Source organism: Saccharothrix xinjiangensis (genome assembly GCF_039527585.1).
GTDB classification, from domain to species: Bacteria; Actinomycetota; Actinomycetes; order Mycobacteriales; family Pseudonocardiaceae; genus Actinosynnema; species Actinosynnema xinjiangensis.
In genome coordinates this window covers 1-23,158 of the sequence record NZ_BAAAKE010000056.1, presented here as the reverse complement: position 1 = coordinate 23,158, position 23,158 = coordinate 1, and the positions used below count along the sequence as shown (strand labels likewise).

The window sequence follows — 23,158 nt, the reverse complement described above, 5'->3', positions numbered from 1 at the left end:
CATGGCCACGGGCTTGCCGTCCTTGGCGTAGATGCCGTCGGAGCCCTTGGCGTAGCCGGCGGACTCCAGCGCCGCGGTGGCCTTGGCCACGTCCGGCCGCATCGGCGCGGCCCTCTCCCGGAGCCCGGTCGAGATCTGGGCCTCGTCCCGGCCGAGCAGCGCCGCACCCGGGGAGATCTCGCTGGAGGTGTTCTCGAACGCGAGCGCGTTGACCTGGGTGCGGTTGATCGCGTAGTAGATCGCCTTGCGCACGGCCACGTCGGTCTGCGGGCCCTGGCAGCCCAGCGCGGCGTTGGAGCACGTGAACAGGGCGGTCTGGTTCATCGGGACGGTGATCGCCTTGTAGCCGGGGTAGTTCTCCTCGACGTTGGCGATGTCCGGCACGGGGCCGGACTGCCAGTCGATCCGCCCCGCCTTGAGCGCGTCGGCGATCGCCTGGTTGCCGGACAGCGAGATGTAGCGGACCTTCTTCACCGCCGGCTCACCGCCCCAGTAGGTGGGGTTGGCCCTGAGCGTGAACGCCTGCGCCTTGAACTCCTCCAGCACGAACGGCCCGGTGCCGACCGGCTCTTCGAGGGCTTCCGACGCCGGGTCGGCGTAGCCCTCCCACCGGTGCCGGGGAACGATCACGACCTTGCCGAGCACCTGCGGGCCCTCCAGGTAGGACGGTTCGGGGAATTCGATCGACACGGTCGTGTCGTCGACCGCGGTCGCCGTGCCGCGGTAGCCCGTGCCGTTCATGCCCGGGTTCCTGGTGATCATGTCGAAGGTGAAGACGACGTCCGCGGCGGTGAACGCCCGCCCGTCGCTCCACTTCACACCGTCGCGCAGCTCGACGTCCAACCGGGTGCCGTCGGCGTTCCACCGGAAGGATTCAGCCAGGCGTGGCCTGGGCTCGACGTCCCGGGTGTTGTTGAAGAAGAACAGGGGTTCGAAGATCGTGCCCGGCCCCTCCAGCAGGGTGGGCGAGAACGGGTTGAAGTTCAGCTGGAAGTCGCCGGCCGCGCCGGGGAGCACCAGCGTGTCCCGATCCTCGGCATCGTTCGGGGCCGACCCGCCGCACCCCGCCAAGAGCGCGGCGACCGCGGACAAACCGGCCACCACCGTGCGAGTTCGCGAGAAGCGCCCTGCCCTCAGGACCATGACCGATCCCCCTCCCGACCCGGGACCGGGCACGGCTCCGGGTTGTGCCACATTGTTAAGTCAGTGAAGAAACGAAGTCAACACCTGACAGCCACTGCGTCTCACGTGATCCGGGGTGGTCCGCGCCGGCGCGGTGGTGTCGCAGGGGGCCGTTCGGCCCTGGGGGACTCGACCGCGCAGACCAGTCGCAACCCCTGCGGGCACACGACCCGAGCGACTCAGGCCCAGGCCCCTTCCGAAAGTTTTCGCCGAGGCTGTTGACACCGGAACCGCGACGTTCGTACGGTCTACCCCAGCAGCGATGGCGCTCGAACTCCATAGGCGCCAACGAAATCGAACGATGACCAAAGCCACCCGAGGGATCTGGCGGCTGAGGCGTCACCATGTGGATAGCGCTTTCCCGGAGTCATCGCTGTAATTGAATCGTTTCACAACCCACTCTGGCGTCATCCCTTCGGGCGTTGCCACCGACAGGATGCGCCCAGTCACCTCTGGGAGCGTTCCCAGACTCTGCGACGGAGGAGCAATGGTGCTCACCGACTTCGGTCAGGGTGCAGGCTGCTGCCGTGACGACCTCATACCCCAGGGACCGCCGGACCTGCCGGCAACGCCCCGACGGCACGGTGCCCACACCGCCTTGTAGCGCGCGGTCGGTCGGCCCGAGCACTCAGCCGACCGCCACCGGTCCGCGCACCGGCATCCCCGTGTCATCCGACTTCCCTGCTGGAGGTTCGTCATGCTCGTGAACAGAAGGCGGCGCGCCGCGCTGCTGGCCGCCGGCGTCGCCTTGGGCGTCGCCGGCGGCGGTGTCGTCATCTCCCCGGCTTCGGCCGCTCCGACCCGTTACGAGGCGGAGAGCTCGCCGGCCACCTGCGCCGGCGCCATCGAGTCCAACCACGCCGGCTACTCCGGCAGCGGGTTCTGCAACGCGGACAACGCGGTCGGGTCGGCGGCGCAGTTCACCGTCACGGCGGCCGAGGCGGGTTCCACGACCATCGCCGTCCGGTACGCCAACGGCGGGACCGGCAACCGTCCCGCGGACGTGCTGGTCAACGGCGCGGTCGCCCACCCCGGCACCGCGTTCGACCCCACCGGCGCCTGGACCACCTGGGTCACGAAGGCGCTCACCGTCCCGGTGAACGCCGGCGCGAACACGATCCGGTTGAGCCCGACCACCGCGGAGGGCCTGGCGAACGTCGACTACCTCGAACTCGACGCCGCGGGCGACCCGCCTTCCGGCAAGCAGATGGAGGACCTCGACCGGGGTCTGGTCAGCGTGCGCTCCGGGTCGGGCAACCTGGTCTCGTGGCGGCTGCTCGGGACCGAGTCGGCCTCGACCGGGTTCAACGTCTACCGGGGCTCGACGAAGGTGAACGGCTCGCCGATCACCAACTCGACCAACTTCCTGGACGCCGGGGCGGCGGGGGACGCCTCGTACACGGTCCGCGCGGTCGTGGGCGGGGTGGAGCAGGCGCCGTCCGGCCCGGCGCTGCGCTTCACCGGCGGCAACCACCTGGACGTGCCGATCTCCCGGCCGGGGAGCACCTACACGGCCGGTGACGCGAGCGTCGGCGACGTCGACGGCGACGGCCAGTACGAGATCTTCCTCAAGTGGGACCCCAACGACCAGAAGGACAACTCCCAGTCCGGCCGCACCAGCAACGTCTACATCGACGCCTACCGGCTCAACGGCCAGCGGTTGTGGCGCGTCGACCTGGGGCGCAACATCCGCGCCGGCGCGCACTACACCCAGTTCCAGGTGTACGACTACGACGGCGACGGCCGGGCCGAGCTGGCGGTCAAGACCGGTGACGGGTCGCGCTCCGGCACGGGCCAGGTGATCGGCGACGCCAACGCCGACCACCGCAACTCCGGCGGCTACGTCATCACCGGGCCCGAGTACCTGACGGTGTTCAACGGGCTCACCGGCGCGGTCGCGTCCACGGTGCCCTTCGAGCCGGCCCGCGGCAACATCTGCGACTGGGGCGACTGCAACGGCAACCGGGGCGACCGGTTCCTGGCCGGCACCGCCTACCTGGACGGGCAGCGCCCCAGCATCATCATGGGCCGCGGCTACTACGAGAGGAGCACCATCGCGGCGTGGGACTTCCGCGACGGCGCGCTCACCCTGCGCTGGAAGTTCGACTCCCGCAACGCCGGCAGCCAGTGGACCGGCCGCGGCACCCACTCGCTGTCCATCGCGGACGTCGACGGCAACGGCACGGACGAGATCATCTACGGCGGCATGACCATCAACGCCAACGGCACCGGTCGGTACACCCAGAACTTCCGCGCCCACGGCGACGCCCTGCACGTGGGCGACTTCATCCCCGGCCGCCCCGGTCAGGAGATCTGGCAGATCCACGAGCAGAGCTCCGGCGCCGCCGCGACCCTGCGCGACGCCAACAGCGGCGCCACCATCATGCAGAAGAACAACACCTGCAACTGCGAAGGACCCGCTCGCGGCGCGGCCGGCGACATCCACGCCGGCAACCCCGGCGCCGAGTTCTGGGGCAGGGGAACCGGGTTGACCAGCCTGTTCAACGGCTCCGGCGGCAACGTCGGGCGCTCGCCGGGCAGCGCGAACTTCCTCGCCTGGTGGGACGCCGACCCGGTGCGGGAACTGCTGGACGGCAACCACGTCGACAAGTACGGCACCGGCGGCGACACCCGCCTGCTCACCGGCTCCGGCGCGCACTCCATCAACGGCACCAAGTCGACCCCGTCGCTGTCCGGCGACCTGTTCGGCGACTGGCGTGAAGAGGTCATCCTGCCGCGCGACGACAACGCCGCGCTGCGCATCTACTCGACGACGACGCAGACCGACCGGCGGATCCACACCCTCCTGCACGACGCCCAGTACCGCGTCGCCATCGCCTGGCAGAACACCGCCTACAACCAGCCGCCCCACCCGAGCTTCTTCCTCGGCGGCGGCATGAGCACCCCGCCCCAGCCGAACATCTACGTCCGGTAGACCGGACCCGTGGGCGGGCCGGTCGACCGAGCCCGCCCACGGACCCCGAATGCCGAGCACCGGGCACGTCCGGGCCCTGGTGGTCCGGACGTGCCCGGCGTCCCGTGCGCAGGGGGCGGACAACGCTCGAACCCGCCTCGCCGCGTCAAGGTCCTCCCCGCCCCGGTTCCACCCGTGACGACGGGCCGCGTGCCGCGCACCACGCCGCCGCCACCACTCAATTCGACGAACCAGGGGTAAACGTGGCCGCACTGAGAAAACTCGCCATAGCACTGTTGACCACCGTCGCCGTGACGGTCGCGGTGGCGCCGCACGCGTCGGCCTACCCGGCACCGGGTCGCGTGACCGGTGACATCGGGGTGCACGACCCGAGCGTGGTCAAGCGCCCCGACGGGAGCTACCTGCTGGCGCACACCGGGAACGGCATCGCGCTGAAGACCTCCGCCGACCGGACCGCGTTCCGCAACGCCGGTTCGGCGTTCCCGGGCGGTGCGCCGTGGACCACCACCTACACCAACGGCAACCGCAACCTCTGGGCGCCGGACATCTCCCACCGCAACGGCCAGTACTGGCTGTACTACTCGGCCTCGTCGTTCGGCTCGAACCGGTCCGCGATCTTCCTGGCCACCAGCCCCAGCGGCAACTCCGGCACCTGGACCAACCGGGGCCTGGTCGTCGAGTCGCGCACCAGCGACAACTTCAACGCCATCGACCCCGACCTGGTCGTGGACGACCAGGGCCGCTGGTGGCTCAGCTTCGGCTCCTTCTGGTCCGGCCTCAAGATGATCGCGCTCAACCCCTCCACCGGCCTGCGCTCCGACTCCACGATCCGCTCCATCGCCGGGCGCAACGGCGGGCCCATCGAGGCGCCGAACATCGTCAAGCGCGGCTCGTACTACTACCTGTTCGCGTCGTTCGACTACTGCTGCCGCGGCGCGCAGAGCAACTACCGGGTCGTGGTCGGCCGCTCCACCAGCGTCACCGGCCCCTACGTGGACCGCAACGGCCGGGCGCTGACCTCCGGCGGCGGCACCGAAATCCTGGCGGGACAGGGCAGCATCCACGGACCCGGCCACCAGGACGTCTTCTCCGACACCGACCACGACATCCTCGTCTACCACTACTACGCCGACAACGGCGCCTCGCTGCTGGGCATCAACTGGCTCGGCTGGGACTCCGCCGGCTGGCCCTACGCCCACTGATCCGGAGCGGTCAGGCGCCGTGGTCGAACCAGTCGAACGCGGCGGAGCCCTCCGTCACGCACATCCCGACGACCCTGCCGGTGAACCCCGTGGCGACCTCGGTGGACAGGCAACGCCCGTCCAGTTCCGCCACGGGACCGGGATCGTCGTCGACACGGAAAGCGATCGTGTCCGGCCCGGAGGGCTCGACCCCGGCGAAGTCGTCGGTCGGCCGCACCGACGACGGTCGCAGCAGGTCGGCGGTGCGGGTGGCGATGGTCAGCGTGACGGGACCCGGGCGGAGCGAGCGGCCGGCCACGACCTGGCGCGCCGGTCCGACCCGCACCACCACCTCCACCCGGGGCGGTCGAGGGTGCCGCCCGTGGCGCGGTACTCCCCCTCGTCGTCGGTGTGACCTGTGCCGGCGAAACCGCCGCCGCAGGCCATGAACGGCGTGTTCGCCAGCGGCGGCTCGGACGGCCGGCGGAGGCCGTCGGCGTTCTCGTCGATCCACGCGGAGCCGGTGACCACACCGCCCCGGAACCCGAAGTCCACCCCGGTCACGGCCCCGCCGCCACCTCTACGCGCGGCGTTCCCTCTGCGGTGGCCAAGTACTCGTCCGCCGTGGCGGTCACGCGAGCCCGCCCTCCAGCCGGGCCGGTGGCGCGCCGAGGCAGGAGTGCGCGCCGCGACCGAAGCCCAGGTGGGTCGGGTCGCGGGTGACGTCGAAGTCGTCGGGGTCGACGTCGTCGAGCAGGTCGCGGGCCGGTTCGGTGATCCGCCCTCGGCGAAGATGTGGATCCGGCGATCCGCTCCGGCTCAAGGCGCGGCGTCACCGCTGTGCCCGCCGAAGACCGCGTGTACCCCTCCTCCGGAGGAGAAGACGTCCAGCAGCGACGGCGAGACGCGGCCGTTGTAGCCGGCCAACCGCCCGCCGCAGAAGATGGCGCCCAGTGAGCGGCGGAGCACGCCGGACGGCGTCGTGACGTACTGCGACCGCACGAATTCCTGGACCAGCCACCCGTGCCGCACACCCGTGCCGACGATGCGGCGCCACTCGGACGGGTCGTGCTCGCGGCCGATGAACACGCTCCTGCCGAGCGCGTCGAACGGCGCTTTGAGCACCAGGTCACCCTGCTGGTCGGTCGCCTCGCGGGCTGTCGTGCCGTCACCGAGCTTGCGGCTCCGCGGAACGGTGGCCCGGATCGCCGCGAGCTGGTCGGAGGTGAACAGCCGGTGGAACCTGGGATCCGACAGCGCCGCGGACACGAGTTTGTTGCCGCCGATCATCCGGCCGCGGACTCCGTTGAGGACGAGCAGCCGCCCGGACGCGATGCGTTCGAGGAGCGGGGCGTGGCGGTCGGGTTCGGCCACCAGCGACTGGGTGATGTGCGCCAGGAAGCCGACTGGCGGCACGTCGTCACCCAGCCGGTCCGGGACGAGGTGGACGGGTGCGCGCCCGTGTTGTCGGATCTGTGCCTCGATGAGCCGCATCTCGGAGAAGGAGCGGAGCTCGTCCTCGCACAGGACGGCGATGCGCCGGATGCCGGCGGGGTCCCGGCCCTGTCGTTCCGCCAGGTCCAGCAGTTCCGACACCATCCAACCCGGGGTCTCGCAGCGCGCCGGCCGGTACTGGTCGGTGAACCACCGCACCGCGTCCACCTGCCGCCAGCACCGGTTGAGCAGGCCGTGCAGGGCGGACACGGGGCAGTCCCCGCCCACCTCGAAGATCCGGACGTCGTCCAGCCGGTCGCCGCCCAGGTCGAAGCGGCAGTGGTCGACGTGGCGGCCGACCCGGGTGTCGGCGAGCGCGCACGCGTGGATCAGCGGTGGGAGGTCGAAGAAGCGCTGGACCTCCTCGTCGTCCGCGTAACGGTCCGCCAGGGTCTGCACGGCGTCGAGGACGCGGGTGAGCCGCTCGACCAGGACGCGTTCCGCTCCGGGGTCGAGCCCGGTGAGCACCGGCGCGTGCGGGAGCAGTCGCCGCTCCTCCTCGGAGACGATCGCTTCGCCGTCCAGCACGCTCTGGAAGTTCACCCAGCCGGGTGGGTCGGCAGCGGTGCCCGTCGGTGGTCGCCCGGTCGGGAAGCACACGTCGAAGCGGACCAACGACGTGGCGGCGCCGGTCGGCGCGAGGTTGCCGTGCGGCATCTGTGATCCTTCCCGGGGTCGCCGCAGCTCGGCCGGCCGCCCTCCGGGGAAGGGCCCTTGCGGCGCGAACGCAACCGCATTCTCGGCAGGACGCCGGGGCAACTGCCACGTCAGTCACTCGATGGTGTCGTTCGGACGTGACCCGCGTGTGCCGCGGGCGAGGATGGGCACCCGGGATGGAGGCGTCCCGCAGGGGGCGCCTGCACGATGTCCAAAGAGGAGAGTCGCTCATGGATGCTTTCGACGTCGAGCCTTTCGAGGAGATCACCCCGACGGAGCCGGAGGCCGTTCCGCTCACCGTCACCGTCACCCTGGTCGCGAGTGACGTCGACGATCAGCCGGAGGAGTGATACCGCCGCGTGCGAACGTCTCAGCGGTGATCGGACCCGTCGTCCTGTCGAGGGGTGGCGGGTCCCGCCCCTGCCGGGACGTCCTCGCGACGGCGGGAAGAGGTGCGGTGTCGAACCGGTGGAGGGCTGCGGGGTGTTGAGGCGGCGAGTCGATGCGGCGACGCTGGTTCCGCGCGAGGACGTCCGCTTCCGGCGTGCCGCGGACCACTTGTACGTGTTCAGCAGCGAGGGTCCGGCGCTGCGGCTGCGGACGACGTGCTCCGGCGACGACGGGGTGGTGGACTGGCGCGCCCTCCCCGAGGACGCCCTGTCGGCGCTGGCGGGCCGGGGGTTGCTGGTCCCCGCGGACGAGCCGTTGCGGCGGCACCCGTCGTTCCGCGCCGGCGCCGGCTCCGCGCACGTGGTGGGCGACGAGCCGTTCGCCGCGTCCGTCGCGGGCGCGTTGACCCGGGCCGGGGTGACCGTGGTCCCGGACCTGTCGACGGGGGCGTCGGTGGTCGCGCTGGCGTTGACGGCGTCAGAGGACGACGTGCGCGAGGTCGCCGCGTGGGCCGTGCGCGAGGAGGGGACCGCGGTGGTCTTCGCCGTCGCGGGCGCCCGGGTCCGCTTCGCCGTGCTGCGCCCGCCCCGGACGGCCTGCCCGCTGTGCCTGGAGCTCAGGGTGCGGGCCACCCGACCCGACACCGCGGTGTCCCGGCTCCCGATGCGCGTGCTGCTGGGGACGTCGTGCGACGACGGCTGGCCGAGCAGCGGTGCGGCGGCCGGGCTGATCGCCCACCAGGTCGTCAGGGCGATGGCGGCGCCCCCGGACCCGGTGCGGCTCCTGCGGACCGCGGACCTGGTCGAACTCGACCTCGACAGCTGCGAGCGGGTGGTCCGCCCCGTGCTGCACCTGCCGTTCTGCCCCGTCTGCGCGACCGCCACCGCCCGCCTCGCCCCTCCGGCGCCGCCGGAGGGGCCGCCCTCCGCGGCCGAGAGCTGGCGGCGGATGCGCGACGCGGTGGACCCGCTCACCGGGATCGTCGCCGGCATCCAGGTGTACGAGCCGGGTGACGGGGGTCCGCGCAGCGGCTCGACCTGCGCGTGGAACCGGGGCGGCACCGACACCAGGTGGTTCTCGCCGGTGCGTGCGTCCTGCGTGGGCGGTGCGACGAAGGCCGACCCGCTCGAAGCCCGGGTCTGCGCGCTCGGCGAGGTGCTCGAACGGTACGCGGCGGGCGTCTACGACCCCTCCCGGTTCGTGCGCGCCTCGCTGGCCGAACTCGGGTCCGCCGCGATCGACCCCCGTGACCTGCCCCTCGGTTCGGCCCGCGACTACCAGGCCGCCGACGGCGCCTTCCTCCCGTACGAGCCCGACCTCGTGATCGACTGGGTGGAGGCGACCGACCTGGCCGACGGTGCCCGGCGCCTGGTGCCCGCCATCGCGGTGCACGTGCCGTACCGGCCACCGCGCCGCCGCGAGCAGCTGCTCGCGCCCAACTCCACCGGGCTCGCCGCCGGGAGCACCCGGGCCCAGGCCGTGCGCGGTGGTCTGCTGGAAGTCGTGGAACGGGACGCGGCGGCCATCTCCTGGTACCACCGGCTGGCAGTGCCGACCCTGGACTGCGCGGACCTGCCCGGAGGACCGGCGCGCGTCGTGCTGGAACGGCTGCGGGCCCGCGGGATCGAGGTGATCGCCAAGGACCTCACGACCGACCTGGGCATCCCCGTCGTCGCGGCGATGGGCCTGTGGCGGACCCCTGAGCGGCCGGTGGTGCTGTTCGGCTACCGGGCTGATCTGGATCCGCACGCCTGCCTCCTGGGCGCGTTCGAGGAACTCGACCACGTCTTCCGCATGTACTGGCGCTCCCAGAGCGCCGGCGACGCCCCGGAGGTGGCGGACGTGCCACGCGACATCTGGGACTTCGCCACCCACTACTGCCACGAGCGCCGAATCCAGGCACTCGACTTCCTGCGCGGAGGGCCGGTGCGCCGGCTCCCGGACGAGGCGGGGCCACCCCTGCCCGACACCGAGGCGGTGAGGCGCCTGGTCGAGCGGATCACCGCGGCCGGCCACCGCCCCCTCGCCGTGGACATCACCCCGGTCGACGTCGCCGAGTGCGGCGTCACCGTCGTCCGGTGCGTCGTGCCGGGCCTGCAACCGGTCGCCTTCTCCACGACGTTCCGGCGGCTCGGCGGGCATCGGCTCTACCAGGCCCCGGTGCGGATGGGGCTGCGGGACGCGGCGCCCACCGAGGACGAGTTGAACCCCGAACCGCTTCCGATGGGATGACGGCTGTGCGACCAGTGCACCTGTTGTGCAGGACCGGGGGCCCGCACCGGGTCGAGATCGGTGGCGTCCTCACCTCCACCGGGGTGCGGCGAGGACCCCACACCCTGACGATCCTGCCCTCCGGGTCCTGGACCCTGCGGCCCGGCGTGAGCGGACCCGTCGCGGCCCGGTTCCCCCGGTCACTGGTCGCACCGGCCCTGCACGACGCCCACGTCCACCTGAGCGCCGGCGCCGACCTCGCCGAGTACGTCGCCCACGGCGTGGGCCGGGTGCGCGACCTCGGCTCCGTGGTCGGCACGGACCAGGAGGTCCCGCTCGCCCGCCGGTGCACGGACCTGGTGCCCGACATCGTCCTGGGAGGACCGCTGCTGGACGGGCCCGGACGGCGACAACGCCTCCCCTTCGCCGCCGAGTGGAGCGGGCCGGACGACCTGCCGTCCCTCGTCGACGCCGCGGCCGGACGCGGCGCACGCTGGCTCAAGCTGTACACCCGCTTCCCCGCCGCGCTCTACGGACCGGTGGTGGCCCACGCGCACGCCCGTGGGCTGGGGGTCACCGCGCACCCCGGCCCCGGCGCCTTCCCGGCGGCGGTGCGGGCGGGGGTCGACGAACTCCAGCACCTGGTCTGCCTGACCCCGTTCGACGACAGCGGCACCCACGCGCTGCACAAGCGGTGGGCCGGTCGACGACCGGAGGACGGGTGGCCCCACCTGCCGGCCGGCACGGCCGTGTGCCCGACGCTGATCGTCCACCACCGCCTCCTCCAGGAGGCGGAGCGGGGCTGGGCCTTCACCGGGCACGACCCCGCCGTCGTCGAGGTCTGGCGCACCATGCCCGTCGTCGCGGAGCCCTGGACCGACGAGGAGTTCGCCGCCGCGCGCGCCGCGATCGCCGCGATGTCCGCCGCGGTGCCGGACCTGCACCGCGCCGGGGTGCGGTGGGTGATCGGCAGCGACACGCCGAACCCCGGCGTGCCGGCCGGTCGGAGCATGTGGGAGGAGATGAACCTGCTCATCGCGGCGGGCTTGGACAAGGCCGACGTCTTCGGCTCCGCCGCAGTGGCCGAGGACTTGTCGGACCGCGGCGACGACATGCTGATCGTGCTGCCCCTGTCCGCGTTCGACCCGGGACCCTTCCCGGTCGGGCCCGTCACGGCCGTCCTCCAGCGGGGCTGCCTGTTCGTCACCGAGCGCGAAGCGGAGGTCGTGACGCGGACGCGCTACCGGCGCAGCCCGTGGGTGTACCTGGACTGGGGCGACGAGCACGGGGTCGTGGCCGTGGACGCACGCTCGGACCGCCGGTTCCGGGTGAGGCCCGACGTGCTGTCCCTGCTCACCAGGCTGTCCACGCCCACCCCTCCGGACGACGTGGAGCTGCCCGGCTACTCCCGGGAGCGACTCGCCGAGCTGCTCCGCGGGCTCACCGACGTCGGCGTCGTGCACGTGGTCGGCGACGACGACCCCGGCACGCGCGCGGAGTGGACGCCGAGCGAACTGGCCGTGCACGCTCAAGCCGGACGCGGCGGCAAACCCAGGATGCGCGCCGACGACATCCCGCCGGCGCGCCTGATCCACCACGGCGCGACGCGGACGATCCACCTGGCGGAACCGGCCCTGCCGAGCCGGACGCTGGCCGAGGTGCTGGGAACCCGGCAGAGCACCCGTGACTTCGACACCGCCGCGCTGCCCCTGGCACAGCTGTCGGCCTTCCTCGGTCGGGCCGCGCGGGTCCGCGGCCGGCTCGGACCGGAGCTGTGGCAGACCACCAGGCGTCCCAGCGCCTCCGGGGGCGCCCGGCACAGCACCGAGCTCTACCTGGTCGTCCGCGACGTCGACGGCCTGGAGGCGGGCGCCTACCACTACGACCCGTTCGACCACGCGCTGCACCAGCTGCAACCCTGGACGCCCGAACTGCACCAATTGCAGCACAGGCTGCTGTGCCGGCCGATGATGGTCGACGCGCCACCACCGGTCGGCCTCTACCTCGCGTCGTACTTCCGGCGAATCCAGTGCAAGTACGGGGCGATGACCCTGAGCCTCATCTACCGCGAGACCGGGTGCCTGCTGCAAACCCTCTACCTGGTGGCCACCGACCTCGGCTTGGCCGCGTGCGCGACCGCCGCCACCGAAGCCCACCCCACCCCGGGCTTCCTCCGCGAACACCGCGACGACCTCGTCCACACCGCCAACTTCGCCCTGGGCCTGCCCGCCACCGACCAACCCAACGCCGTCGACTTCCACCCATGGGTGGGAGAAGCGAAGGCATAGCTGGTGGGCGCCCGGCCTGCGGCGACCACGGAACCCACAAGACCTCCGGGCGCTCACCCGATTCTCCGGACGAATTCCCGGCGAAGGCCGCCAGAGATTTGGGGTGCTGCGCCGTCGGTGCGGTTGCGCGCTTCGTGCGAGCGCGATGACTCGTCCACGTGGTGCGCTGTTGACGTCGGCACACTGGTCGCATGACAGGTCTCACCGCCGAACTCGTGGTCGATGGTCGTGTCCCGCGAACCCCGGCTCTCGCTCCGAACGGGCGTCTGCTCTGCTACGTCCTCAGCCCCACCAGCCAAACCGGTGACCACCTCGACACCTCACTCCGGCTCGCCGACATCGGAGGCGACGGGGTGTGGCGTCGGGCGACCACCGACACCGCGACGGAGTCCCGGCCTCGCTGGTCCGCGGACTCGCGCACGCTGTACTTCCTGTCCGACCGCGCCGAGCGCGGTACCGCGCAGGTGCACCGGCTTGCTCTCACCGATGACCTGGTGATCGCGTTGACCGACTGGCGCGCCGGCATCATCGACCACCTGCCGCTCGCCGATCCCGACCTGGTCGCCCTGCTCGCCGAGGACGAACCCACCGAGGAGGACGCGCGCCGCGCACGGGACCGGGACGACGCCGTCGTCGTCGGTGAACGCGAACCGCGTGCCCGGCTGCGCCTGCTCGACCTGCGCACCGGCCAGGTCACCACCCCGGACGTGCTCGACGGGCGGCACGTCGTGGAACTGCGCCAACGACCCGACGGTGGCCCGCTCGCCTTGCTCACCCGGGCCGGCGCCGACAAGGACTACGGCCCCCGCACCGGTCGACTGCACCTGTTCGACCCCGCAACGGGGACCGCGGAGGACCTCGGACCGGTCGAGGCCGACGCGCACTCCCTGGCCTGGTGGCCGGGCGAAGACGGTTGGCACCTCGGTTGCATCGCCCTCACCCCGCCGGTCCTCCAAGCCGGCACCGCCGTGTTCGACCTGGCCCTGGGCAGTCGCGCCCGCCGCAACCGCACCGCCGGCCTCCCGATGTGCCCCACCGAACTGCACCAGACCGACGCCGCCCCACTGGTGGTGTTCGCCGACGGCCTGAACACGACCCTGGCCCGGCTCGACCCCGACGGTCCCGCGGCGCTGTCGCGGCACCCCGGCCGCCTCGACGCCCTCACCACCACCCCCGCGGGCACGGTGATCGCGGCACTGACCGGCGCCCGGTACCAACCCACGAACGTCCACGCAGGGCCGCCAACCGGGCCGCTGCGGAAGATCACGGACATCCGCCCCGAACTGGACGGCATCGCGTTCGGCAGCCAGCGGCCACTGGCCTACCGCGCCGCCGACGGCCTCGACCTGGACGGCCTGCTCGTGCTGCCGGTCGGGAAATCCGCTTCGGACGGCCCGTTCCCGCTCGTCACGATCGTGCACGGAGGCCCTTATGACCGGTACGCCGATCGCCTCCAGTTGTTCTGGTTCCCCAGCGCGCAGTGGCTGGCCACCGCCGGCTACGCGGTGTTCCTGCCCAACCCGCGCGGCGGCCAGGGCCACGGTCACGAGTTCGCGGCCGGCGTCGCGGGCAGGGTCGGCCGGGAGGAGTGGACCGACATCCTGACCGGCATCGACCTGCTCGTCGCCGAGGGCATCGCCGACCCCGATCGGCTGGGCATCGCCGGCGGGAGCCACGGCGGGTTCATGGCCGCCTGGGCGATCGGGCAGACCGAGCGGTTTCGCGCCGCGCTCGTCAGCGCCGGCGTCACCGACTGGGGGATGCTCGCCGCGACCGGGGAGAACGGCCAGTTCGAGGCCGCGCTCGGCGGCAGCACCGGGTGGGACGGAATCGGCCCGCACCCGCACGACGCGGTCAGCCCGATCTCCTTCGCCGGCCGCGTCCGCACGCCGGTGCTCATCCTGCACGGCGCCCAGGACACCAACGTCCCCCTCGGCCAGGCCGTGTACTTCCACCGGGCGCTGCGCCACTTCGGCGCCGAGCACGAGTTCGTGATCTACCCCAGGGAGGGCCACTCGATCCGAGAACGTCACCACCAGCTCGACGTCCTGCGCCGCACCCGTGCCTGGTTCGACCGCCGGCTCCGGCCCTGATCGGGAGGAACGGGTGGCGGCCTGTTCCGGGCGCCACCCGTCGGGGACCGCCGCGTGCCCCGGAGCGCTCCGGACCGTGCCCCGTCAGCCGTTGATCTCACGTGCCACGGAGAGCTGGTGATCCTTGTGCCGCGCCTCTCGGGCCACGTCGGCGCCGTGCTGCCGGATGAGTTCGCCCTGCACGGCGCGCTCGACCGCGACCCACGTCCGGACCCACTCGACGCGCTCCTTGCACGTCACGTCGCGGGTGGCGACGGAGACCTCGTGCCGGGACGGCCGGCCGGCGCGGAAAGCGGGGTCGTTGACCGCGGCGTCCGGGTCGGCGTAGTCGAAGCGGGCCTCCGCCATGCACCGCGACCACGCCGCCGCGGCCTCGACCACCGGCGGGGCGCTCCGGGTGATCTCGTGGCTGCGGTGGCTCAGCGCGAAGCTCACCGGCTCCTGACCCGGTCTCGCGTCGTCCGCGAGCGTCCGGTCCGCCTCGCCCGCGCAACCCCCGGACGGCACCTCGTGCCCGCCGACCACTCCGCCGCCGGCACCCGTGATCACCGGGACGACGTCCGGTGGCGGCTGGTCGGCCGTCTTGGCGGCCGCTCGGCGCGGCGTGAACACCGCGGGGTCGCGGTAGCCGTACGCGGCGGCTTCGCCGTCGTCGACGAGACCGTGCCGCCTCGGCTTGACGGCGTCCCGCGCGGGATCGACCGCGGGGAAGGTGTACGTGAGCCCGTGGTTCGCCAGGCATCGCTCCATCACCGCGTTGCGCGCTCTGACGACCTCCAGCTCCTCGACCGGTGACAGCAGCGACCGGTCGAGCGGGAGGTCGAGGCCGCGCACCGACGACACGTCGGCGGGAACCCGCCCCAGCGCCGCGTCGAGGTCGACCGCGCCGAAGTCGGGAGTGGCGGTGGGCGGCGTGGAGCAGCCCACGAGCGCGGCCAGCGCCGCGGCCGCGAGGGAGCCGACCGCGCGGCGCGGCGGGTGGGGTGTGACCACGGTTGGGCCTCCGGTTCGAGGGCGGGGTCACGCCGCGCGGGCGTGACCCCGGTCCGTCCGACTAGAACTGATCGCGGTCGGCGCAGTCACCGCTGCCGCCGGCGCTCCCGGGCCACTTGAAGCTCGCGTTCTGGTTCTTCATGGTCGCGGTGAAGTTGGCCTTGCCGTAGGCGCCGAAGGACTGCGACGCGTAGCTCCCGTTGCAGCCGCTGTTGTAGTAGACGACCGCGGTGTAGGACCAGTTGTTGACGGCCGAGGCCGCGTTGTTCTTCACGACGACGCCGAGGCCGTTGGAGCTGGTGCCGACCTTGTTGAAGAGCTCGTTGGAGAGGTTGCCGTCCGAGTGGAAGTAATCGGCGTGGGCGCCCTTGAAGTCGCTGTTGAAGTAGAAGCAGAAGTAGGCCTGCGGACACCCGTTGATCGTCGCCGCCGAGGCCGCCGGGGCGGCGAGGGCGGTGCCGGTGATCGCGGCGATGGTGGTCGTGAGGCCGAGGAGCGCTCGTCGTGCGCGCATGAGGTCGCCTTCCGTCGAATTCCTGCCTGGACGGGCACCACCGTGTCGCACCCCGTCCTCATCGGGTCCTCACGCCGTCATCGCGGTGTCCTCCTCGATGTCTGGGCCCGCCGCGACCTGCACGCTATGCTCCGAACCGTCACTGTCGGCGAGGGGGAAGCCGGGGGGATGGAATTCCGCGTGCTCGGGGGGCTTGAGGTCCGGACGGGACGAGAGCGGCTGGAGCCGACCCGTCCCCGTCAGCGACGGGTGCTGGCCGCGTTGCTGCTCTCGCCGAACTCCGTCGTGGCGCTGCCGAAGCTCATCGAGGCCGCGTGGGACGACGAGCCACCGGTGACCGCGGCCAAGCAGGTCCGCAACTGCGTCTCGGCGCTGCGGGAGCGCCTGGGCGACGCGGACCAGCGGCTCATCGTCACCGACGCTCCCGGTTATCGGATCCGCGTCGGCGAGGACCGGCTCGATTCCCTGCGCTTCGCCAGGGGCGTCGCCGACGCCCGGCGGTGCGCCGAGGAGGGAGCCCTCGACCGGGCGGTGGGAACGGTCCGGTCGGCGTTGGGCTTGTGGCGCGGTCCCGCGATCGACGGGCTCGACCACACGGCGCTGGCCAGGCACGCCGTGCGCTTGAACGAACAACGGCTCACCGCGATCGAGTCGTGCGCCGATTGGTTGCTGGAACTGGGCGAGCACCGGCAGGTGGTGGACGAGCTCTCCGACGTGGTCCACGAGCACCCGCTGCGCGAACGGCTGCACGCGCAGCTGATGCGGGCGCTGGACCGCGGTGGCCGGCGAGCGGACGCGCTGGGCGTGTTCCACCGGCTCAGGCTCCGGCTCGCCGAGGAGCTCGGCGTCGATCCCGGGGCCGCCGTGTGCCGGCTGCACGAGCAGGTCCTGCGCGGGTCCCACCCCGGCGCGGCAGGCCTTGGAGCCGCGCCTGCCCCGCACGAGCAGGTCGCGCCCCGGCCCCTCACCACCGTGCCACCCCCGCCGCCCGTGCCGCGGCAACTGCCGCCGTCGATCCACGACTTCACCGGCCGGACCGACCACCTGACCGCGCTGGACGCCCTGCTCCCACCCGACAGCGCCCAGCACGTCGGGCACGCCGTGGTGATCTCCGCGCTGGACGGCTCCGGGGGCGTCGGCAAGACGACGCTCGCGGTGCACTGGGCCCACCGCGTGCAGCACCGGTTCCCGGACGGCACGCTGCACACCAACCTGCGCGGCTACGGTCCCGGCCGGCCGGCCCACCCCGACGAGGTCCTGGACGACTTCCTGGTGGGGTTGGGCGTGCCGGCGGCGGCGGTGCCCGCGGGGCCCGGCGCCCGCTCCGGGCTGTTCCGGACGTTGCTGGCCGGACGCCGGGTGTTGGTCGTGCTGGACAACGCCAACAGCGCCGAGCAGGTCCGGCCGCTGCTGCCCGGGACGTCGGGGTGCATGGTGGTGGTCACCAGCCGCGACAGCCTCACCGGCCTCGTGGTGACCGACGCCGCCCACCGCCTCACCCTCGACGTGCTCACGCGACCCGAGGCCGTGAGCCTGGTCAACGGCATCATCGGCCACGCCCGGGCGGGCGCGGAGGCCGCCGCCGTCGACGAGCTGGTCGAGCTGTGCGCCCGGCTGCCCCTCGCGCTGCGGATCGCCGCCGGCCGCGTGGCCGCCCACCACCACGTCCGCGTCGCCGACATCGTCGCCGAACTGGTCGAGGGGGATTCCCGCCTCGACGCGCTGAGCTGGGGCCAGGACCCCCGGGCCGCCGTCCGCAAGGTGCTCGACTGGTCCTACGAGCAGCTGCCCGCCGACCAGGCGTTCCTGTTCCGACGCCTGGGCCTGCACCCCGGTCCCGACCTGTCGCCGCCCGCGGCGGCGGCACTCGCCCGTCTCCCGCCGCGCCGGACGCGCTCGCTGCTCGACGCCCTGGCGGACGCCCACCTCGTCGAACCCGTCGCCAAGGGCCGCTACCGCTTCCACGACCTGCTGCGCGCCTACGCCGCCGACCTGGCCCGCGACCACGACACCGCCACCGACCGCCTCAGCGCCACCGACGCGTTGCTGACCTGGTACAACCACACCGCCCACGCCGCCGACCGGCAGCTCTACCCGACCAACACCCGCCTCGTGGCGCACCTCGCCGAACCCGACCACCCCCACCTCGTCGCCGACCGCGACCAGGCCTGGGCCTGGTTCACCGACGAACGCGCCAACCTGGTCGCCGCACTGCGCCACGCCGTCGACCAGGGCTTGGACCACCAGGCCGTCCACCTGGTCGACGCCTTCGGGTTCCTCATCCTGATGGGCGGCTGGGAGGAGCGGATCGAGACCGCCGGCACGGGGCTGCTCGCGGCGCGGCGGGCCGGTGACCGCGCGCACGAGGCCAACGTGCTGCTCGCCCGGGGGGAGGCCCTGGGCCACCTGCACCGGCCAGAGGCCGAGGCCGACCTGACCCGCGCCGTCGCGCTGGCCCGGGAGGCCGACAACACCCACATCCGGATCGCCTGCCTGAACGAACTCGGTCAGCTGCTGCGCCGCCAAGGCCGTTGCGCCGAAGCGCTGCACCGCCTCCACGACGCCCTCGTGCTCAGCCGCGGCTTCGACTCCGGCCGTTGGGAGGCCGTGGTGGAGGGGATGATCGCCGCGGTCCACGTCGACCTCGGCGACCACCGGCGGGCGATCGGCCACGCCGAGCGCAGCGCGAAGCTGCGCCGCCGGATCGGCGACCACGACGGTGAGGCCTGCGCGCTCACGGTCCTGGCCGAGGCGTGGCAGGGCGTCGACGACCACGCCACCGCGATCGACCACTGCCGGCAGGCGATCGCCCTCGGCCGCCGCTCCCTCGGGAGCCAGGACGAGACCCTCGCCCCGCCCCTGGCCGTCCTGGCGACGTCCTTGCACCACCTGGGCCACGTGGACGAGGCCGTCGACTGCTGGCGGGAGGCCGCCACGATCTACTCCGACCGCGGTCTGGACGCCGACGCCGCGACCACCCGCGACCGCATCCGCGCGGCGCGGTCCGCGACGGTGGCGGCTCGCTGAAGCGCGCGGTGGACCTGTCGATCAACCACCGCGCCACCGGCTCCGCCTTGGCCGCGTGAGCGGGGGTGACCCCGGCCGCCGCGGCGGTACGCCGTTCCCCGCGGTCTTTGCCGGGTGCGGCGGGGGGCGTTAGCTTCGGCCGGGTGAGCACCCATGCCTGCAAGACGCCGCGCCGCGACACCACCCCGAAGATCGACGAAGTGGAGTGCACGACCCACGTGCCGATCCTCGAAGTCATCGGCCGCCGTTGGATGGCGTCCACCCTGCTCGCCGGGGCGTTCGGCGCGGTCCGGTTCAGCGAGTACCGGGAGGCCGTCGTCGGGATCTCCGACCGGCTGCTGACCGTGCGCTTGCGCGAGCTCCAGGAGCACGGGCTGATCCGGCGCGAGGTGATCCCGACCACTCCCGTGCAGGTCCGGTACCGCCCCACCGAGGAGGGCCTGGAGTTGCTGCGGGCGATCCAACCGCTGCTGGACTGGAGCAAACGCCCTGCTCAGCAGCAGGAGCGGCGCACCGGCTGACCCGTCGTCACGACACCCGCTTACTTCGGGTAAGTCGCTCACCGGTGCGTTGCCGCGCCACCGCGGCAGCGGCTGACTGTGCGGCATGTCGACCACATCAGCGTTCACCCCCACCACCGCCGGGCGCACCCGCCTGCGCAACCGCCTGGTGATGTCCTCCATGACCCGCAGCCGCGCCACCGCCGACGGCCGGGCCACCGCCGAGACCGCCGAGTACTACCGGCAGCGCGCCGGCGCCGGGCTGCTCGTCACCGAGGCCACCCAGATCAGCCCCCGCGCGCAGTCCTACCCGACCACGCCGGGCATCCACACCGCCGAGCACGCCGCGTCGTGGGAGCAGGTCGTCGAGGCCGTGCACGGCGCGGGCTCGGCCGTCCACCTCCAGCTCTTCCACGGCGGGCGGATCGGCGACGCGTCCATGCGGGGCGGGCTCGCGGCGCACGCGCCGTCGGCGGTGGCCGCGCCCGGCAAGACCTACACGCCCGCCGGGCTCGTGGACCACCCGGCGCCCGTCGCCATGACCGACGCGGAGATCCGCGCGACGATCCGGGAGTTCGCCGACGCGGCCCGGCTCGCCCTCGGCGCCGGGTTCGACGGGGTGCAGCTCCACGGGGCGAACGGCTACCTGCCGCACCAGTTCCTGGGCCGGTCCGGCAACACGCGCACCGACGACTGGGGCGGCACGGCCGCGGGCCGCGTGCGGTTCACCGTCGAGGCGGTCCGGGCGATGGCCGACGCGGTCGGCCCGGACCGGGTGTCCCTGCGGATCTCCCCCGCGGCCGGCCTCCAGGGCGTGGACGAGGACGGCACGGACGAGCTGTACGGGGAGATGCTGTCCGCGCTGGACGACGACGGGCTCGCGTTCCTCGACGTGGTCGAGGCGCCGGGGCGGCGCGACCTGACCCTGAGTCTGCGCAAGAGCTGGAGCGGCGTGTTCGCGCTCAACCCGCACCGGGACGCCGAGCCCGCCCCGCCGCACGAGGTGGTGCCGGACGCGCTGGCCGCCGGCGCGGACCTGGTGGTCCTGGGCAGGGCCTGGCTGGCGAACCCCGACCTGGACCGGCGGATCGCCCGCGGCGGCCCCTACAACGAGGCGGACCCCGCCACGTTCTACGGCGGCACCGCGGCCGGTTACCTCGACTACCCGCTCCTGGAGGGCTGATCCGTGGCGGATTCGACGGGGGCGCGGCTGGCCGGGAGGACCGCAGTGGTGACCGGCGGCAGCGCGGGCATCGGGCTGGCCACCGCGCGCCGGTTCGTCGCCGAGGGCGCGCACGTGCTCGTCACCGGGCGGCGCGCGGACGCGGTGCGGGCGGCGGTCGCGGAGCTGGGGCCGTCGGCGACCGGTGTGCCGGGCGACGCCGACGACCCGGACGACCTGCTGCGGCTGCGCGACGCCGTGCGGGACCGGGGCGCGGGGCTGGACGTGCTGTTCGCCAACGCGGGCGGCGGGTCCGCGCAGCCGGTCGGGCAGGTCACGCACGCGGACTTCGACCGCACCACCGGGGCGAACCTGCGCGCCACCTGGTTCACCGTGCAGACCCTGCTGCCGGAGCTGAACCGGGGCGCTTCGGTCGTGCTCATGTCGTCCATCGCCGCCACGGCCGGGCTGGCGGGCCTCGGTCCGTACGGCGCGACCAAGGCCGGCATCCGGTCGCTGGCCCGCACCCTGGCCGTGGAGCTGGCCGAGCGGGGCGTGCGGGTCAACGTGGTCAGCCCCGGCTACATCGCCACCAACCCCGACGACCCCGGTCAGGCCGCGTACCAGGCGGCCGGCGTGCCCCGGGTGCCGCTCGGCCGGGTGGGGCGGCCGGAGGAGGTCGCCGCCGCGGTGGCGTTCCTGGCCTCCGACGACGCCGCCTACGTCACCGGGAGCGAGCTGCCCGTCGACGGCGGGCGCAACCAGGTCTGACCGGGAACCGGGACCCCAGCCCGACTGCCGCCCCGGCACGCACGGGTCCTGAGCCGTTGCCGGTGGTCTCACCGGGCCGGCTGCCACAGCGGATCGACAGGTCCCCGGCCCTCTCGGTCCGCAACCCGCGGGGGCCGGGAACAGGGTCAGCCCGCGGCGCGGACGACGAGCTTGACGACCGCGTCCAGGCACGAGACCGCCACGTCGGCCGCGAACTGCCGCCGGAAGAGCGACGGCTTGATGGAGAGGTCCTCCAAGCCGTCGGGCAGCAGGACCGGAGCCGGCGTCTCCCCCGGCGTGCTGCCGGGGTGCTTCGCGGCGAGCTGTGCCGCGGCCTCGCCCTTGGCGGGGGCGAAGGCGGCGACGCGCACCAGCGCCTTCACCTTCGGGGAACGCGCCTTCACGTTGGTGATGACGGCGCCGCCGTAGGAGTGGCCGACGAGCACCACGGGCCCGTCGAGGCCGGCGAGGCGCGCGTCGAGGGCGTCGGCGTCGGCGCGGACCCCGCGCAGGGGGTTGGCCACGGCGACGGCGGTGAGTCCGGAAGCGCTCGCCAAGGCCGGCAATCCACCGAGAGGAACTGCGACAGGCCAAGCCGTCACCCAAGTCCCGCCGATCTTGGCTCCACCCCTGTACAGCCTTGCGGTCAGCCAGAATCAAGTATCAGTCGCCCCGAGCGCGGGTAAGACAGGAAGCGTCATCACGTTCGGGACGCCTGATCGCCTCCTGGGTAGCTGTTTCCGAGCTATTGGTTTTGGGCGAGTCTGCGGGTGGTGACGCGGATCATGGACCAGCGGACCATGGCCTCGTGGTGGTGCGGGAGTCGTTCGCAGTCGCGAACGCCGCGGCGGTGTCCGGTGATCCACGCCAACGTCCGCTCCACCACCCGCCTTCGGGGCAGCACGGTGGAGTACGGCACCTGCGGGCGTTGGACGATCTCGACCACCAGGTGGAGTGCCTTTCGGGCCCAGTCGATCAGTGGGCCGGTGTAGGCGCCGTCGGCCAACGCGACCCGCCCGCCGCCGGTGCCGCGCATCCGGCGCAGCAGGCTGCGGGCGGCGACCCGGTCCTGCGTCGACGCCGGTGTCACCGACACGGCCAACAGCACCCCCATGGTGTCCACGACGATGTGCCGCTTGCGACCCGGGACCTTCTCACCCGCGTCGCAGCCGCGGGTCGCGCGGCCGACGGTCTCGGCGGCGCGCACCGATTGCGAGTCCACGACCACCGCCGACGGTGCCGCCACCCGACCTCCCGCGAGCCGGGCCCGGTCGCGCAACCCGTCGAGCAGCCGCCGCGACGCCGCGACCTTCGAGGGCGTGTCCTGTGGTTCTTTCTCCTGATCGTGCGCAGATGATGAGGCGTGGTAGGACGTGGTGAGCTGACGGATAAGGCGTGGGCGAGGATCGAGTCGTTGTTGCCTGCTCAGAGTGGGCGGCGGGGTGGCCGGTGGCGTAGTCACCGGCGGGTCATCGACGCGATTTGCGGAAGGAACGCACCGGTGCGCCGTGGCGTGATTTGCCTGAGCGGTACGGGCCGTGGAAGACAGCGCATGAACGGCTGCGGAAGTGGACCGCGGACGGGACGTGGGACCGGATCCTGGAGCACGTGATCGTCAAGGACGACTCCCCTGGGACGTTGGAGGAGAATGTCGCGTTCATGGTCAGTGTCGATTCCATGAGTGTCCGGGCCCGCCGGCCCGCCGCCGGAGCCCGGAAAAAAGGGGGTCGCGCGGACTGGGTCGAGGAGATCGCCGTCGA

Annotated in this window: 19 protein-coding genes; 10 read left to right on the top strand and 9 right to left on the bottom strand. The window is 73.0% G+C overall.

The window, feature by feature from the left end:
• A partial coding sequence (locus ABD223_RS42890) for an ABC transporter substrate-binding protein (protein WP_344044036.1) occupies positions 1–1,143 on the bottom strand: 1,143 nt, incomplete at its 3' end.
• Positions 1,144–1,879: 736 nt separating this feature from the next.
• On the opposite strand from ABD223_RS42890, the gene ABD223_RS42885 reads away from it, so the two are divergent.
• Both ABD223_RS42885 and ABD223_RS42880 read left to right on the top strand, forming a co-directional pair.
• Complete coding sequence (locus ABD223_RS42885; RefSeq protein ID WP_344044034.1) at positions 1,880–4,117, top strand: rhamnogalacturonan lyase family protein; 2,238 nt, start codon at positions 1,880–1,882, stop codon at positions 4,115–4,117.
• A 275-nt stretch (positions 4,118–4,392) separates the two neighbouring features.
• Positions 4,393–5,319 (top strand): arabinan endo-1,5-alpha-L-arabinosidase, encoded by a 927-nt coding sequence (locus ABD223_RS42880; RefSeq protein WP_344044032.1) that lies wholly within the window; start codon positions 4,393–4,395, stop codon positions 5,317–5,319.
• A 10-nt stretch (positions 5,320–5,329) separates the two neighbouring features.
• On the opposite strand, the gene ABD223_RS42875 is transcribed toward ABD223_RS42880, so the two are convergent.
• The 4 genes from ABD223_RS42875 to ABD223_RS42860 form a co-directional block, all read right to left on the bottom strand.
• Positions 5,330–5,644: a beta-xylosidase family glycoside hydrolase gene (locus ABD223_RS42875; protein ID WP_344044029.1), complete on the bottom strand. Its 315-nt coding sequence runs from the start codon at positions 5,642–5,644 to the stop codon at positions 5,330–5,332.
• Positions 5,578–5,862, bottom strand: coding sequence for a hypothetical protein (locus tag ABD223_RS42870; protein WP_344044027.1), 285 nt, complete (start codon positions 5,860–5,862; stop codon positions 5,578–5,580). Before ABD223_RS42870 ends, ABD223_RS42875 begins: the two co-directional genes overlap by 67 nt.
• A gap of 67 nt (positions 5,863–5,929) precedes the next feature.
• Positions 5,930–6,121, bottom strand: coding sequence for a hypothetical protein (locus tag ABD223_RS42865; protein WP_344044025.1), 192 nt, complete (start codon positions 6,119–6,121; stop codon positions 5,930–5,932).
• Positions 6,118–7,449 (bottom strand): ATP-grasp domain-containing protein, encoded by a 1,332-nt coding sequence (locus ABD223_RS42860; RefSeq protein ID WP_344044023.1) that lies wholly within the window; start codon positions 7,447–7,449, stop codon positions 6,118–6,120. Before ABD223_RS42860 ends, ABD223_RS42865 begins: the two co-directional genes overlap by 4 nt.
• Before the next feature lie 564 nt (positions 7,450–8,013).
• Between ABD223_RS42860 and ABD223_RS42855 the strand changes: the two genes are divergently transcribed.
• The 3 genes from ABD223_RS42855 (at position 8,014) to ABD223_RS42845 (ending at position 14,431) form a co-directional block, all read left to right on the top strand.
• Entirely contained in the window at positions 8,014–10,071 is a 2,058-nt protein-coding gene (locus ABD223_RS42855) for a YcaO-like family protein (protein WP_344044021.1), read from the top strand.
• 146 nt (positions 10,072–10,217) lie between these two features.
• Positions 10,218–12,338 (top strand): SagB family peptide dehydrogenase, encoded by a 2,121-nt coding sequence (locus tag ABD223_RS42850; RefSeq protein WP_344044019.1) that lies wholly within the window; start codon positions 10,218–10,220, stop codon positions 12,336–12,338.
• 191 nt (positions 12,339–12,529) lie between these two features.
• Entirely contained in the window at positions 12,530–14,431 is a 1,902-nt protein-coding gene (locus ABD223_RS42845) for a S9 family peptidase (RefSeq protein ID WP_344044017.1), read from the top strand.
• Between the two features lie 84 nt (positions 14,432–14,515).
• Here the strand turns inward: ABD223_RS42845 and ABD223_RS42840 are convergent, their stop codons facing one another.
• Positions 14,516–15,424 carry a hypothetical protein gene (locus ABD223_RS42840; RefSeq protein ID WP_344044016.1) on the bottom strand — a complete coding sequence of 303 codons (909 nt, stop codon included), beginning with the start codon at positions 15,422–15,424 and terminating at the stop codon, positions 14,516–14,518.
• A gap of 61 nt (positions 15,425–15,485) precedes the next feature.
• A complete protein-coding gene (locus ABD223_RS42835) occupies positions 15,486–15,938 on the bottom strand; it encodes a peptidase inhibitor family I36 protein (RefSeq protein ID WP_344044015.1) in 453 nt (150 codons plus the stop codon).
• Between the two features lie 180 nt (positions 15,939–16,118).
• On the opposite strand from ABD223_RS42835, the gene ABD223_RS42830 reads away from it, so the two are divergent.
• The 4 genes from ABD223_RS42830 to ABD223_RS42815 all read left to right on the top strand — a co-directional run bounded on the left by ABD223_RS42830 (position 16,119) and on the right by ABD223_RS42815 (position 21,398).
• The gene (locus ABD223_RS42830) at positions 16,119–18,965 is read left to right on the top strand and encodes an AfsR/SARP family transcriptional regulator (RefSeq protein ID WP_344044013.1); all 2,847 of its coding nucleotides are present in this window, start codon (positions 16,119–16,121) and stop codon (positions 18,963–18,965) included.
• Between the two features lie 143 nt (positions 18,966–19,108).
• Positions 19,109–19,486 (top strand): winged helix-turn-helix transcriptional regulator, encoded by a 378-nt coding sequence (locus tag ABD223_RS42825; protein WP_344044011.1) that lies wholly within the window; start codon positions 19,109–19,111, stop codon positions 19,484–19,486.
• 85 nt (positions 19,487–19,571) lie between these two features.
• The gene (locus tag ABD223_RS42820) at positions 19,572–20,648 is read left to right on the top strand and encodes an oxidoreductase (RefSeq protein WP_344044009.1); all 1,077 of its coding nucleotides are present in this window, start codon (positions 19,572–19,574) and stop codon (positions 20,646–20,648) included.
• A 3-nt stretch (positions 20,649–20,651) separates the two neighbouring features.
• Positions 20,652–21,398, top strand: a complete 747-nt coding sequence (locus tag ABD223_RS42815) for an SDR family NAD(P)-dependent oxidoreductase (protein ID WP_344044007.1) — start codon at positions 20,652–20,654, stop codon at positions 21,396–21,398.
• A gap of 146 nt (positions 21,399–21,544) precedes the next feature.
• Here ABD223_RS42815 and ABD223_RS42810 read toward each other — a convergent pair whose 3' ends face one another.
• Together ABD223_RS42810 and ABD223_RS42805 are read right to left on the bottom strand one after the other, a co-directional pair.
• Positions 21,545–22,000, bottom strand: coding sequence for an alpha/beta fold hydrolase (locus tag ABD223_RS42810; protein WP_344044005.1), 456 nt, complete (start codon positions 21,998–22,000; stop codon positions 21,545–21,547).
• A 143-nt stretch (positions 22,001–22,143) separates the two neighbouring features.
• On the bottom strand, positions 22,144–22,644 hold the full coding sequence (locus ABD223_RS42805) for a transposase (RefSeq protein ID WP_344044003.1): 501 nt from the start codon (positions 22,642–22,644) through the stop codon (positions 22,144–22,146).
• A 236-nt stretch (positions 22,645–22,880) separates the two neighbouring features.
• Between ABD223_RS42805 and ABD223_RS42800 the strand changes: the two genes are divergently transcribed.
• On the top strand, positions 22,881–23,158 hold a 278-nt coding region (locus tag ABD223_RS42800), incomplete at its 3' end, for a transposase (protein WP_425564108.1).

Bases quoted from the DNA above. Each gene is read 5' to 3' on its own strand.
- ABD223_RS42885 (WP_344044034.1), top strand. From the start codon at position 1,880: ATGCTCGTGAACAGAAGGCGGCGCGCCGCGCTGCTGGCCGCCGGCGTC.
- ABD223_RS42845 (WP_344044017.1), top strand. From the start codon at position 12,530: ATGACAGGTCTCACCGCCGAACTCGTGGTCGATGGTCGTGTCCCGCGA.
- ABD223_RS42860 (WP_344044023.1), bottom strand. From the start codon at position 7,449: ATGCCGCACGGCAACCTCGCGCCGACCGGCGCCGCCACGTCGTTGGTC.
- ABD223_RS42820 (WP_344044009.1), top strand. From the start codon at position 19,572: ATGTCGACCACATCAGCGTTCACCCCCACCACCGCCGGGCGCACCCGC.
- ABD223_RS42835 (WP_344044015.1), bottom strand. From the start codon at position 15,938: ATGCGCGCACGACGAGCGCTCCTCGGCCTCACGACCACCATCGCCGCG.